General features: G+C 74.6%; 8 protein-coding genes. 4 read left to right on the forward strand and 4 right to left on the reverse strand.

The features are described from left to right. Nucleotides 1-67: 67 nt before the first annotated feature. A complete protein-coding gene (locus RVR_RS35315; RefSeq protein WP_202238076.1) occupies nucleotides 68-1,084 on the forward strand; it encodes a LacI family DNA-binding transcriptional regulator in 1,017 nt (338 codons plus the stop codon). 270 nt (nucleotides 1,085-1,354) lie between these two features. Here RVR_RS35315 and RVR_RS35320 read toward each other — a convergent pair whose 3' ends face one another. Beyond that, nucleotides 1,355-4,888 (reverse strand): phosphodiester glycosidase family protein, encoded by a 3,534-nt coding sequence (locus tag RVR_RS35320; protein ID WP_202238085.1) that lies wholly within the window; start codon nucleotides 4,886-4,888, stop codon nucleotides 1,355-1,357. Between the two features lie 994 nt (nucleotides 4,889-5,882). Here RVR_RS35320 and RVR_RS35325 point away from each other — a divergent pair. After that, nucleotides 5,883-7,022 carry a glycoside hydrolase family 3 N-terminal domain-containing protein gene (locus tag RVR_RS35325; RefSeq protein WP_202238087.1) on the forward strand — a complete coding sequence of 380 codons (1,140 nt, stop codon included), beginning with the start codon at nucleotides 5,883-5,885 and terminating at the stop codon, nucleotides 7,020-7,022. Between the two features lie 118 nt (nucleotides 7,023-7,140). Here RVR_RS35325 and RVR_RS35330 read toward each other — a convergent pair whose 3' ends face one another. Continuing rightward, entirely contained in the window at nucleotides 7,141-8,712 is a 1,572-nt protein-coding gene (locus RVR_RS35330) for an MFS transporter (protein ID WP_237405165.1), read from the reverse strand. Between the two features lie 168 nt (nucleotides 8,713-8,880). Here RVR_RS35330 and RVR_RS35335 point away from each other — a divergent pair, with 168 nt between their 5' ends. Beyond that, entirely contained in the window at nucleotides 8,881-9,390 is a 510-nt protein-coding gene (locus RVR_RS35335; RefSeq protein WP_202238089.1) for a peptidylprolyl isomerase, read from the forward strand. Between the two features lie 140 nt (nucleotides 9,391-9,530). On the opposite strand, the gene RVR_RS35340 is transcribed toward RVR_RS35335, so the two are convergent. Beyond that, a complete protein-coding gene (locus RVR_RS35340) occupies nucleotides 9,531-10,772 on the reverse strand; it encodes an alanine--tRNA ligase-related protein (RefSeq protein WP_202238091.1) in 1,242 nt (413 codons plus the stop codon). Between the two features lie 442 nt (nucleotides 10,773-11,214). On the opposite strand from RVR_RS35340, the gene RVR_RS35345 reads away from it, so the two are divergent. Further along, nucleotides 11,215-12,498: a PP2C family protein-serine/threonine phosphatase gene (locus RVR_RS35345; protein WP_202238093.1), complete on the forward strand. Its 1,284-nt coding sequence runs from the start codon at nucleotides 11,215-11,217 to the stop codon at nucleotides 12,496-12,498. A gap of 151 nt (nucleotides 12,499-12,649) precedes the next feature. Here the strand turns inward: RVR_RS35345 and RVR_RS35350 are convergent, their stop codons facing one another. After that, on the reverse strand, nucleotides 12,650-13,594 hold the full coding sequence (locus RVR_RS35350; RefSeq protein WP_202238095.1) for a MerR family transcriptional regulator: 945 nt from the start codon (nucleotides 13,592-13,594) through the stop codon (nucleotides 12,650-12,652). Nucleotides 13,595-13,622 lie beyond the last annotated feature (28 nt).

Consider the following 13,622-nt stretch of genomic DNA (forward strand, 5'->3'; position numbering starts at 1 on the left):
TCAGTTAAGCGCTTCAGTGAAGCGCTTAACCACCTCGTGCGTCAAGTGCGCCCCCTAGACTGGCCCCGTGCCGCAACGACCACCGAGGGTCACCCAGCGCGATCTCGCCGAGGAGACCGGGCTCTCCACCGCCACGGTGTCCTACGCGCTGCGCGGGATGCAGGTGCCCCCGGAGACGCAGCAGCGGGTGCGGGAGGCGGCCGAGCGGCTCGGCTACCAGGCCGACCCGATCGCGCGCGCCCTCGCCTCCGGCCGTACCGGCTATATCGGGGTGCTCTGCCGTTCCCTCACCGACGTATGGCAGCAGGCCACGGCCGCGGCGCTCGGCCGGCGGTTGCTCGGCGACGGCCGGCACGCCCTGATCGTGGACGCCTCCAACGACCCCGCGCTGGAGGCGACCCTCGCCTCCCAACTCGCCGACCAGCGGGTGGACGCGCTCATCGTGCTGCCGGTGGACCCCGCCGCCGCGCACTGGGCGGAGGTCGCCGAACGGACCGTGCTCGTCTCCATCGGTGACGGTCTGCCGGGCGCCGCCGCCCACGCCGAGGTCGTCTTCGACAACGAGGCCGGCATCACCGACGCCCTGCACGGCCTGGCCGCCGTCGGCCACCGCCGGATCGCGGTGCTGACGCCCGGCGGGCTGACCACCCCGGACCGCCCCGCCGAGACGGTGGCCGAGCAGGTGGCCCGCCGGCTCGGCCTGCACGTGTCACTGCACCGCTCGCCCCACGACCTCGACGGCGCCGCCGCGATCGCCCGGGCGGTGCTCACCGGCCAGGACCCGCCGACCGCGTTCCTGTGCATGGCCGACTCGATGGCGTACGGGGTCTACGCGGGCGCACGCGAGCTCGGCATGGAGGTGCCGGGCGACATCTCCGTGGTGGGCTACGACGACCATCCGCTGTCGCGCCTGCTGACGCCGCCGCTGTCCACCTACCGCTGGCCGGTGGAACTCCTGGTGGACCTGGTGGTGGAGCGCGCCGTCAAGGCGATCACGTCGGGAAAGCGCAGCCGGCGCCGGGTGCTGCCGCCGGCCGCCCAGCCACGCGGCTCGGTCGCCCCGCCCCGGACGCGACCGGAGTGAGGCCGCCGAATCGTCGGCCCCTCGCCGTGCGCTGACGGAGCGTCAGGCAATCGGAGTGCTGGTGCTGGTGCTGGTGCCGGCACCGGTGCTTCGCCTTCGCCGCAGAGGCGGGGCCGACCCTGCGTGCGGCCGACCGGGCCCGCCGGACCGGCCGCACGTCTCACCGGTCCGGCCCGCGAACCCGCACGCCTCACCGGTCCGTCAGCCGGCCGGCCCGCGTACCCGCACGGCGACCGCTTGCCGCACCCGGCCGGCCCTCCGTCCTCGCGCTCACCCGCCCGTCACGGTGACCGTCGCCGTGCCCGTGATCCCGCCGGCCGTGACGCTGATCCGGGCGGTCCCGGGGTGACGCCCGGTCACCTCGCCGGTGGACGCGTCCACGGTGGCCACGCGCGGGTCCGAACTGGTCCAGCGGCGTGACATCGGGTCCTGGACCGGCACCTGGAGCGCCGTCAGGTCGTTACCCGCGACGGAGGTGCCGGTCGCGGTCAGCCGCTCCTTCCGGCCGGGGGCCAGCGACGGCGACGGCGCGGCCACCGCCACCGAGGCGAGCAGCGGCTGCACCGCGAACTGGACGGTGTTGTCGGGCAGGACGTGGAACAGGCCGTAGTGGAAGAACCCGCCCTGGTCGGGCGTCGCGTACGGCGGGGTGCCCAGGTCGGCGACCACGAAGTTCGGGACGCCCCCGGGGGCGTCCGTGCCGTCCGGTTCGCGCAGGTCCTCGGAGAAGCCGCGCGCGTGCCCGAACATCATGAGCACGTGCACCCCTGGGTGCGTGCGCTGGTACCGCTGCACCAGCGCCTCGTACATCCGCGCCTCCCACCGGTCGGTGAACTGGCTGTCGGCGCGCGGGTGCGGGTCGTAGGCGGGAGTGTGCGTGACGACGACGGCGACCTTTCTGGTGTTCTCGGTGAGCTGACGTGCCAGCCACTGGTACTGCGACCCGCCCACGTCGGAGACCTGGAAGGCGTCGGACGCGGTGATGCCGATGTGCCCGCTGTCGGTCACGATCATCCGCGCCGCGCCGGCGTCGTACGCGTAGTGCGTCGCGCCGAAGACGGAGGTGAAGTCGCCGTTCTCCGGATCGGCGCCCTGGGTGATCTCGTGGTTGCCGACCGCGTCCCGGTACGGCACGCCGAGGCCGTCCAGCAGCGTCCTCAGGTTCGTGAGGTCGCCGGTCGTCCCGTTGTCGGACATGTCGCCGAGTGCCTGCACCTGCTGGGGGCGGGCGGCGGCGGGCAGCGCGCCGAACACGCCGGGCAGAGACGTGAGGGCCACCGTGCCGGTCGCGCCGGGCGTCGCCGCCGTGGTGTGGGCGTCGTCGAACGCGGCGACGGTGGTGCCGCCGGGCCGGAAGGAGGAGACGTCGGTGAACTGGAGCCAGGACGGGTTCTTCGGGATCGCCGTGTACGTCGCCTGCTTCGGCGGGCGCGGTGAGTACAGCGCCTCCAGGTCGGCGAGGTGGACGTCCCCGGTGAGGTCCGGGCCCGGCTTGATGGTCACCAGGCCCAGGTAGTTGACACGCAGCGGGTACTGGAGGCCCTGCGGGAGCTTCGCCACCACGTACTGCCAGCCGTCGAAGGTGATGCCGGTCGGGTAGAAGCTGGTCGGCTGGTTGCTCGCCTGCCAGATGCCGACGTTGAGGGTCACGATGCCCGGGGCGAGCCCGTCGCCGGGCCGCGAGGCGAGGTCGGCGTTGCCCTTCACCCACACGCCGAGCCCGATCGGCGCCTGGTCGCCGTTCAGCAGCGGGATCTGCTCGCCTGCCGGGTCGTTGAGGTAGACGCTCAGGTCGTAGGTGCCGGTCTTGGCCGGGTAGGTGTAGTGGACGTCCATCGAGCCGGAGTCGCCGGGCCGGGCGGTGGTGGAGGGGTCCAGGGAGATGTCGCCGTTGGTGGTGGAGTGCGGGCCGGGGCTCGGTACCCTGCGTGGGTAGACGTTCATGTAGTCGCTGGTCACCGACCACTTGGACAGATCGGTGAGCGGGTCCACCGGGACCGTGGTGGAGCCGACCGCCAGTGAGGCGGTCGCCTCGGCCCCGCCGGCGGTGGCCGTCACGGTGACCATCCCGGTGCCGGTGGCCGCCGCCGTGAAGGTGCCGTCGGCACCGACTCCGCCCAGGCCGGGCCTGTCCACGGACCAGGTGACGGCCGACGGCGGCAGACTGACCGGTCCACCGCCGCTCGCGGTCGCCGTGGCGGTCAGCTCCTGCGTCGCGCCGTTGTCCAGGTCGGCCTGCGCCGGTGTCACCGACAGCGCGTGCACGCCGCCGACCACCGTCAGCGGGACGGTCGAGGAGGCGTGGCCGGCCCGGACGCGCAGGGTGCCGCGGCCGGGCCGGTCGGCGAAGGCCAGGGTGGTGCCGTGCACGGTGGCCAGGCCCGGCGGGCTGACGCTCAAGGTCACCTGGTCCGCCGCCGGGTTGTCCGCGCGGTCGAGTGCGTAGGCCGGCACGTCGACCGAGGTGCCGGCCAGCGCGGTCAGCGGGGCGCCTTCGTTCACCACGGCGCGGGTCGCGGGGCCGGCCGCCTCCTCCCGGCTGTAGAGGAACAGGCCGTTCGCGACCGGGCGTTCGTGCCCGTCCGAGGGGGTGTTCAGCACCGACGCCCGGGCCTGCCCGGGCAGCCGGCCGACCATCTGCGCCGAACCGCCTCCGTCGAAGAGGATCGCGTCCCAGGCGCCGTGCTGCGTCATCCAGCCGGCCAGCTCCGGGCGGGTCAGGCCCTGCGCGACGCCCTCGGCCTGGTGGCCGTCGAAGGTGGCGAAGATCGCGTGCCGGCCGTCCTTGGTCACACCGACGGCCGTCACCGGGTTGTCGATGTTGTTGTCGCCGGGACCCTGGAGCGGCACCGCGCGCTCGCCGTCCTTCACCAGGATCGCGCCGCCGCTGAGCGCCTGGACCACGTCGGAGTCCGGTCCGAGGGTGTCGGCGGTGGTGATCCGGTCGCCCGCATGCACGTGTGCGCTCAGCCAGTCGCCGTAGGACCCCGAGCCGACCAGATCCTCCTGGTCGTCGGCGAGTTGGGGGAGGCCGGTGACGCCGGCGCGCACCGCGTCGACGGTCAGTGTGGTGCCGTCGGCGTCCAGGTGGCCGGTGACGGCGGTGGAGGCCGCGACGGACGTCGGCCCCAGGTCGGAGGTGACCCGCAGCAGCGCGCCCGCGCCGAGGTCGTCCACCGCGTTGACGCCGGTGAGCGGGGTGGACGCCGCGCTGGTCCGGTCCGTCAGGGTGCCGCTGTAGGTCTCGGTGCCGATGCCGATGGTCCCGTCGCGGCGGACCCAGAGGTCGGCGGGCCGGCTGGGCTCGGGGCTCTTCAGCAGCCGCCCGTCGCGTACCACCATCCCCTCGGGCCGCCCGCTGGTGTTGATCTCGAAGAAGTCACCGTTGATCCCCGCCACCGCGCCGGTGCGCTGCGCCATCGAGGAGGGCACCTCGTCGGCCGGGTCGGTGAGGCGGTCGTGCGACTCCACCACGCCCAGGCGCACGTCGCGGTCGGTCAGCGACACGTCGAGGACCTGCGCGCGCTGCGCACCGCCGACGGTCTGGAGGGTGTCGGAGTAGTGGTCGACACCGCGGGTCAGGGCGCGCGGCGCGGTCGTCCTCTCGTCGACGACCAGCGGCCACTGGTCCGGGGTCGGCGGCAGCCAGGACGACGCGGAGGCGTCCGCGCGGGTGCCGGCCGCGGCCGTCGCGGGCGTGCCGCCGGCCGCGAGCAGCGTGGCACACACGGCGGCGGCCACGAGCGCGGCCGGTGTGCGGGCCGCGCGCCCGCGGCGGCGGGAGCGGTTCGGGAACTGGGCCATGGGTCCTCCGGCCGGGCCCGAGGCGGGCACGCCGGACCGGGGCGGCCCGGCCGTCCCGGCCGTCGCGGCCCCTCGTACGGGAACGGTGCGGTGGTGCGCCATGCAGGGGGGACGGTCCCGACCGCTTCCGGCCGCCGTCGGACGGGCACGGGTGAGCAGCAGGAGCCGGGGCGCGCCACACGTGGCGAACCCGGGCACATTATGGCCCGCCGCCCGCAAGAATTGTCGGTGCACGGCCAACTGCGGCGCGGGCGCCGCCGTCGAACACCGTCGGCGCACACGGTCCTTCCGGCGGGAGCCCGCCGCCGCGCCCGGCGCGTCGCGCGACGGCCCCCGTGGGCGGGGAGCACCCCGGGCCCCGCCGGGGCGCGGACGGGGTCGGGCCGGTGCACTGGGTGGCACGCCGCCCCGCGCCTTCGGCCAGGCGGCCCGGGGCCTCGCGGAGCGAGGTCTTCCGGCAAGCGCGAGGAGTCGCATCCCTCCCGAGCGCCGCCCGGGAGGCGCCGTCCCGAGTGGTCCACCGGTCTCCGGGCACACCATGCCCCCGAACGTCCGGGGTCGCCCGATCGCCGGGGCCGCGGCGGCCGTTGACGGGATCGCGGCGCCCCACGGGAACCGGCTGGATGACTGTCCGTGCAGTCCATGCGGTGCTTCGTCGCTCTGTGTCATGCCTCAACGATGGCGCAGAGCCGGCCCCTCGCGCGGGAGATCACCCGTTCGGCTGTGGACGCAGCCTGCTCCGCCGTACCCGGATGCCTCCTCGGTGCCGCCCCGTCCCCCGTCCCGACCCCGATCCCGACGCGCCCCCAGATCCCGATCCCGTGAAGGTTTCACCCCGTCAGACGGCGTCGCCGCAGCTCCGCAACAGCGCCTTTGGCGTAGGCCATTGGCGGTGGCCGGTGCCCCTTCCGGGGCGCGGAGGCGGAGGCGTACCGTCCGTATGTGTCATGAACGCGGCATCCCGGTTTTCCCCCACGCACCGGAAGAGGCACCCATGGACGCACCCCGCAGCCTGCCCGTCCGACGCCGTACGGTCCTGGCCGCCGCGGGCGCCGCGGTGGCCGCCGCCTCGGCCGGCGCCGCGCGTGCCTCGGCCGCCGCACGGCAGCCCGTCGCAGCCCCCGCCGCGCTGACCGCCCGTCAGACGGCGGGCCAGCGGGTCATCTACTCCTACCCCGGCCTCACCGTGCCCAGTACCCTCCTGACCAGGATCAGCGCGGGCCAGGCGGCCGGCGTCATCTTCTTCGGCGAGAACATCTCCAGCGAGAGCCAGATCACCGCGGTCGTCAAGCAACTGGTCCAGGCGAACGCGGCGAGCCCGGTCAAGGCCCCACTGCTGCTGATGACCGATCAGGAAGGCGGCGAGGTGCGCCGGCTGCCCGGCGCGCCGGCGCTGTCGGAGAAGCAGGTGGGCGAGGCCGCGCAGCCGCAGACCGCCGCCACCCAGGCCGGCACCGGAGCCGGCCAGAACCTCGCCGGGGTCGGGATGAACGTCAACCTCGCCCCCGTGCTCGACGTCTATTACACGGCCGGCAACTTCGTCGACAAGTACCAGCGGTCCTACAGCAACAACGCGAGCACCGTGTCCAGCCTCGGCAAGGCGTTCATCACCGCCCAGCAGGGCGCCGGGGTCGCCGCCACCGCCAAGCACTTCCCCGGCCTCGGCGCGGCCACCGCCTCGCAGGACACCGACGCCGGCCCGGTCACGCTCACCCAGAGCCTGTCCAAGCTGCGCACGGTGGATGAGCTGCCCTACCAGGCGGCGATCGCCGCGGGCGTCCGACTCGTCATGGTCTCCTGGGCCGTCTACCCCGCGCTCGACGCGTCCGCGCCGGCGGGCCTGTCCGCCACCGTCGTGCAGCAGGAGTTGCGCGGCCGGCTCGGCTACACCGGCGTGACCGTCACCGACGCCCTGGAGGCGGGCGCGATCAGCTCCTCCTACAGCACCGCGCAGCGCGCCGTCCTCGCCGCGGGCGCCGGCATGGACCTGCTGCTGTGCTCCGCCCGCGACGTCTCCCAGGGCGACGCCGCCGCGCAGGCCCTCGCCGACGCGTACACCGGCGGCGGGCTCCCCGCCGCGGGCTTCGACGCGGCGGTGCAGCGGGTGACCGCGCTGCGCACGTCCCTGTCCTGACCTCGACGGGGCGGGGGCGGGCGTTCCTGGCCTGGCCCCCGCGCCGCGCCTGGCCCCCGCGCCGCGCCTGGCTCCCTCTCCGAGCGGCGTCAGCCGGCATCAGCGCCCGCGGGGAACCTCACCGGGAGCCGCCGGAACCCCCGCCCTCCTCGTGCTCCTTGGGCGCGTCGGGCTGCCCCTCGGGCTCCTGGACGCCGTGCCGCAGACCGCGCCACGCCACGACAGCCGCCGCGGCCATGATCCCGGCCATCACGTAGAACACCGTCCTGGTGGCGTACGCGAAGTCCAGGCGGACGAAGTGCGGGACGGTCGAGGTGCTTCCGCTGGACTGGTGGGCCTGCGAGAGGCGGTGCGCCTCGGAGCCGGCCCGCGCGGCCGGCACCCCCTGGCCCACCAGGGAGTCGCGCAGGTGGGACTCGAAGCGGGCGACAGAGATGGTGCCCAGTACCGCCAGGCCCAGGCTCGCGGAGTAGTTCCGCACCGTCTGGGTGATGCCGGTGGCCTCGCCGTAGGACAGCCGCGAGGCCCGGTTGACCGCGTCGGTGCTCGCCGGGGTGAGCATCAGGCCCATCCCGGCCCCGGCGATCACGATGGACCACTGCTGGTCGCCGAAGTCGAGGTCGGTGACCTTGCCGGCCAGCAGGTAGAAGCCCACCGCGCAGATCACGCAGCCCAGCAGCACCGGGCGCTTGGCGCCGCCGCGGTCCAGCATCCGGCCGCCGAACTGCGAGGCGATCACGAAGCCGATGAAGAAGCAGAGCAGATACACCCCCGCTCCCGAGGCGGACTTGCCGAGCGAGATCTGCGCGTACTCGCTGGCGAAGAAGAAGAACGGGACGAACACCAGCATCGCGATGCCGAGCACCAGGTTCTCCACCGCGAAGGGCCGGTTGGTGAAGATCCGCACCTGGATCAGCGGTGAGGGGGTGCGCAGCTCCAGCCGGGCGAAGACCGCCAGCAGCGCCACGCCGGCCGCGATGCACACCCAGATGCCCGGGTTGGACCAGTGCCAGATCTGGGACTGCTGGAAACCGAAGACGCTCAGCCCGATGCCCGCCACGATCAGCGCCAGCCCCCGGTAGTCCATCGGGGCGGGCCGGTGCTCGGTGACCGGCCTGGACAGGGCGATCAGCGCCAGCGCGATCACCGCGACCGGGATGTTCACCCAGAAGATGGCCCGCCAGGTCCACTCGGTCAGCCAGCCGCCGAGGATCGGGCCCACCGCGGTCAGCCCGCCCGCGACGCCGAAGAACAGCGCCAGCGCCTTCCCGCGCTCGCGCAGCGCGAACGTCTGCACCACGATGCCCAGCGCCGCCGGGAACATCATCGCGCCGCCGACGCCCTGCACCGCCCGGAACACCACGATCCAGGTCTGCGCCGCGCCGCCCTTCGGGGTCAGCCCGCACAGCAGCGACGACGCCGCGAAGACCAGCACACCCATGACGACCACCCGCCGGTGGCCGAGGGTGTCGGCGAGCCGGCCGCCGTACGCGAAGAACGCCGCGAGCGAGAGCAGGTACGCGTTGACCGCCCACTGCACGCCGGTGCTGGTCAGTCCCAGCTCGTTCTGGATCTCCGGGACCGCGATCGACACGATGGTCTGGTCGATGAAGGTCATCGCCACCGCGAAGATCATCGCCGCCAGCACGAGGTTCTTCGAACGCCCGCCGGTGGGGGACGTGACCGCCATCTGCTCTCCTCGCCCGCGCGTCGGGGATCTCGGCTCCACCATCCGCCAGCGCGTCGGGACCCGCCAGCGACGGGAGACCGGACGGGATCACCAGAAAGGGGACACGGCGCCACCGCACCGGTCGCCCCGTGTGTCGGGGCGCCTCGCGGAGATGTCAGGATGGGGCCCATGGACAACAAGGACAACGTCTACTTCGACATCTCCATCGACGGTGCGCCCGCCGGGCGGATCGTCTTCCGCCTGTTCGACGACGTCGTGCCGAAGACCGCCCGCAACTTCCGTGAGCTGGCCACCGGCCAGCACGGCTTCGGTTACGCGGGTTCCGCCTTCCACCGCGTCATCCCCGAGTTCATGCTCCAGGGCGGTGACTTCACCAGCGGCGACGGCCGCGGCGGCAAGAGCATCTACGGCAACAAGTTCGAGGACGAGAACTTCCAGCTCCGCCACGACCGCCCGTACCTGCTCTCCATGGCGAACGCGGGCCCGAACACCAACGGCTCGCAGTTCTTCGTGACCACCGTGGTGACCTCGTGGCTGGACGGCAAGCACGTCGTGTTCGGCGAGGTCGTCGAGGGCCAGGACCTGGTGAAGACGATCGAGGGCAAGGGCTCGCGCAGCGGTTCCCCGACGTCGAAGGTCGTCATCACCGAGTCCGGTACGGTCCCGGCCGCCGCCTGACGCGTACGCGCGCACCGGCACCGGCCACCGCCTGATCCGGCACCACGGCGCCCCCGCGGCGGAGACATCCGCGGCGGGGGCGCCGTGCTCATACGTCGCCCGGCCGGACGCCCCACCTCACGCCCGGGACCCGCCCGGGTTCACCAGTCGGGCTCGGCGCGCAGGGCCGTGACCAGCTCGCGGGGCAGCCCGTGCGTGTCGTGCAGGTAGGCGTAGTCCTCCTCGCCGAGCGGCCCGGCGAAGCGCGGCTGGGACAGCACCCGCCGCCCCCGTTCGAGCTGCGAGGCGAAACGCCGCTCCTCGTCGAGCAGCACCTCGCGCACCCGGGCACCGAGCGTCGGCCCCTGCGTCCGGCCCTGCGGCAGGCCCGGCTCCGGCGGCCCCGACGTGAGCAGGCCGAAGTGGCGCAACGAGACCTCGACCGGCTCCGGCGGGAGGTCGGCGAGCGTACGGTCCTGGTCGTCGCGCCACAGCAGCGTCAGCACCCGGCGCACCAGCCGGCGCAGGACGTACCCGTGCCCGGTGGCGGCCGGCCGTACCCCGTCGGCCACCAGCACGGCGGCCGACCGCAGGTGGTCGGCGACGATCCGATGTGTGGTCCGGTCGCCCTCCCACAGCCCCGGCAGCACCTCGCGCCAGGCACCGAACACGTCGGAGTCGTAGACCGACGGCCTGCCCTGGAGGATCGTCACCAGCCGTTCCAGGCCCATGCCGGTGTCCACGCTGCCGCGCGGCAGCGGCCGCAGGGTGCCGTCGGCGAGGCGCAGCCAGCGCATCGAGACGTGGTTCCACACCTCGACCCAGCGTGGATCGGTGCCGGGGGTGCCGGTCGGATCGCCGCCGCCGGTCCACACGAAGATCTCCGAGTCGGGCCCGCACGGGCCGGTGGGGCCGTTGGTCCACCAGTTGTCCGGGCCCAGTCGCTCGACCGGTACGCCCAGCTCGCCCCAGGCGCTCTCGGTGCCCTCGTCCGGCCCGAGCCCGTCACCCGGGTGGCCGGTGTCGCCCCCGAAGACGGTGGCGTGCAGCCGGGACGGCGGGATGCCGTAACCGTCGACCAGCAGTTCGTGGGCCCAGGTGATGCTGCGGGCACTGTCGTAGTCGCCCAGCGACCAGGAGCCGAGCATCTGGAAGGCGGTGAGGTGGGTGGGGTCGCCGACCTCGTCCAGGTCGGTGGTGCGCAGGCAGCGCTGCACGTCGGCCAGGCGCACCCCGGACGGGTGCGGGCGGCCGGTCAGGTAGGGGGTGAGCGGGTGCATGCCGGAGGTGGTGAAGAGCACGGGGTCGCCGGGCGGACGGACCAGCGAGGCGCCGGGCAGCACGTGGTGGCCGCGGTCGCGGAAGAAGTCGAGGAAGGTGCGGACGGTCTGCTCGCTGTCCATGGCGGTGGGCCTTTCCGGAACGGGGCGAGCGGAAGGCGGCCGCCGGAGGGCCGTGGACGACGAGGAGCGCGCGCCGCGCGCACCGGCGGACCGTTTCCGGTCGCCGGGGGAGGGGTGGGGTCAGGCGGCGGCAACCGGCGAGCTGGTCGCTCGCGCGGTCGCGGGGGTGGTGAGCGGCGTGACCTCCATGCCTCGACGGTAACAGCCCCGGCTCGGCGGGCGCCCCGGATTTTCGGCGGCCCGGCCCGGTGCCTGTCCTGTCCGGCACGCTGCCCGGCCCGGCTCGGGTCGTCCTGGTGCTGCCCGGCTCTCCCGGCTCCCGGCTCCCGGCTCTTTCCGCGACGATCGGGCGGGCCCTCCGGTCGGCGGGCGGCCGGGTGAACGGGCCCCGAGCAGGGCGTTCGGACGGGAAGCGCGCGGTGCCCGGCGGTACGTTGGAAGCATGGAATCGAGCGGCGCCGACCGGCAGCCGGTCGGTCGGCGCCCGCTGAGGTCACCACCGATCCAGTTCGGCCTCGCGCTGGCGGCACTCGCCCTGCTCCTGATCATCGACATCTCCGGTGGCCGCGCGATCCGGATCAGCGGCGTGTTCGTCGCCGTGCCGGCGCTCTCCGCGGTGTTCCTCGGGCCGGTCCAGGTGCTCGTGATGGTGGTCCTCACGCTCGGCGCGGTCGGCTGGGCCGCCGAGGACAACGGCTCGAACCTGACCGCCACCAACTTTCCCGTGATCATGGCGACCGGGGTCCTGGTCGGCGCCGCCTCGGTGCTCGCGGCCCGGACCCGTCGGCGCCGCGAGCGGCAGCTCGCCCAGGCCAGGAAGGTCGCGGAGGTCACCCAGCAGGCCCTGCTGCGCCCGCTGCCGGACCGGCTCGGACCGGTGACGATCTCCTCGATGTACCTCGCGGCCGACGAGGAGGCGGCGATCGGCGGGGACCTGTACGCCGCGGGGGTCAGCGACCGCGGCGGCCCCCGTCTGCTCGTGGGCGACGTGCAGGGCAAGGGACTGGCCGCCGTCGAGGTCGCCGGGCTGCTGCTGGGGGTCTTCCGCCGGGCGGTACGCGCGGGCGTCGCGCTCCGGGCCCTGCCCGGCTACCTCGACCGGGGGCTGCGCGCGGACCTGGCGGACCTCTCGGGCAAGGGCGACCCGTGTGCGGTGCCGGGCGCGGCCCGGGCGACCTCGGGCGCCTCGGCCGACGGCAAGGACGGGGACGGCGGTGACGCCGTGGACGCCACGGATCCCGTGAACGACCCGAACGCCGCGGGCGACGGGCGGGGCGCGGGCGACGGGCGGGGCGGGGACGGCGGCGACGACTTCCTGGAACGGTTCGTCACCGCCGTGGTCGTCGACATCGACGCCGACGGCTCGGGGGTGCGCATCGCGAACTGCGGGCACCCGCCGCCGCTGCTCATCCGCGGCGACAGCGTGCTCCAGCTCTTCCCGCGGACACCCGAGCTGCCGCTCGGCCTCGGCGACCTCAGCCGGTCCGAGCAGCAGATCGACGCACATGACCTGGAGGTCGGCGACATCCTGCTCCTCTACACCGACGGCGTGATCGAGACGCGTGACGCCCGCGGCGGCTTCTACCCGCTCGCCGACCGCGTCGCCGGGTGGACCCGCGACACCCCGGCGGCGCTGCTGGCGGCCGTCCGCGCCGACCTGCTGCGCTACTCCGCGTCCGGCCTCGGCGACGACATCGCGATGGTCGCGCTCCAGAGAGTCGTGTAGTCCCTCAGGCATCGGCTCGGCACCTTCCGAGCCGATGCCGGGGGTCGTGGCGGCTCGCCGCACCCTTCCACGCCGGGTGAAGCCTGTGGGCAGGGTCCGGCGTGGCCCGTACCACCGCCGGCGGCAGCAGGCAGGGCGCGCGGGGCGGAGGTCAGACGAGGGCGGCGGTGAGCCACGCGTGGGCCGCTCCAGGGGTGGGGTGCGCGGGGCCGGTGACACGGGCGACCAGGTCCCAGTAGTGGTCGATGCGGGGGTCCGCGGCGAGGGTGGCGTGCAGTCCGCGGCGGAAGGCCCCGGTGTCCGCGACCCGCTGCGACGCGGCGTACGCGGCGACGAAGCAGTCCAGGGCGTCGCCCGGGCAGGGTGCGCGCCCGGCACGCAGGTGCGGCGCCGCCAGGTCGTACGCCTCCTCCAGCCCTTGGTAGAGCACGGCGTGCCGGTGGCCGGCGCCGGCGCGGTGCGCCGCCGGCTGCCCGCTGCCGGACCTGCCCGTGCAGTCGCCGGAGACGAAGGCGTGCAGCCGGGCGAACGCGAGCGCCTGCTCGGGTGTCGGGTCGTCCGGCGGATGCGGGACCGCCAGGTCCACGACGCGCGCCGTCACCGGCGCCGGCATCCGCGGGGGCAGCCACCGCCGCCAGAAGCGGGCCATCGCCGCCGTGCTGGGCGGAGCGTCCGTCGCGCACACCGCCCCGAGCAGCCGCAGCCGCTCGGCCCGCTCGCCGGGGTCGCAGTCGTGCAGCAGCCGCAGCGCCGTCTGCTGCCAGCGCAGCGCGGCCAGCCGTGAGCCGACCTCGCGCAGCCGCCCCGCGACCGCGTCCTCCAGCGCTCCGCCGGCCGGCAGCCCGTCAGGCCCGCAGCCGGTGTCGTCGTCCTCGCGCAGCACGCGGGCGACGTCCGCGACGCCCAGCCCGAGCGCCCGCAGCGACCGGATCGTGCGGAGCCGGTCCAGCGCCCCGGGGCCGTACCGGCGGTGGCCGCCGGTGCTGCGGTGCGCGGCGGGCAGCAGGCCCTGGTCGGAGTAGAACCGCACGGTCTTGACGGTGACGCCGGCGCGGCCGGCCAGCTCGCCGATGGTCCACAACTCGCCCGGTGGCATGGCTTGAACCTCCCTCAGGGGGAGTTCC

It is taken from the genome of Streptomyces sp. SN-593 (genome assembly GCF_016756395.1).
Lineage (GTDB): Bacteria > Actinomycetota > Actinomycetes > Streptomycetales > Streptomycetaceae > Actinacidiphila > Actinacidiphila reveromycinica.

Coding starts and splice junctions, on each gene's coding strand:
- RVR_RS35320 (WP_202238085.1), bottom strand. CDS start 4,888: ATGGCCCAGTTCCCGAACCGCTCCCGCCGCCGCGGGCGCGCGGCCCGC.
- RVR_RS35325 (WP_202238087.1), top strand. CDS start 5,883: ATGGACGCACCCCGCAGCCTGCCCGTCCGACGCCGTACGGTCCTGGCC.
- RVR_RS35330 (WP_237405165.1), bottom strand. CDS start 8,712: ATGGCGGTCACGTCCCCCACCGGCGGGCGTTCGAAGAACCTCGTGCTG.
- RVR_RS35335 (WP_202238089.1), top strand. CDS start 8,881: ATGGACAACAAGGACAACGTCTACTTCGACATCTCCATCGACGGTGCG.
- RVR_RS35340 (WP_202238091.1), bottom strand. CDS start 10,772: ATGGACAGCGAGCAGACCGTCCGCACCTTCCTCGACTTCTTCCGCGAC.
- RVR_RS35345 (WP_202238093.1), top strand. CDS start 11,215: ATGGAATCGAGCGGCGCCGACCGGCAGCCGGTCGGTCGGCGCCCGCTG.
- RVR_RS35350 (WP_202238095.1), bottom strand. CDS start 13,594: ATGCCACCGGGCGAGTTGTGGACCATCGGCGAGCTGGCCGGCCGCGCC.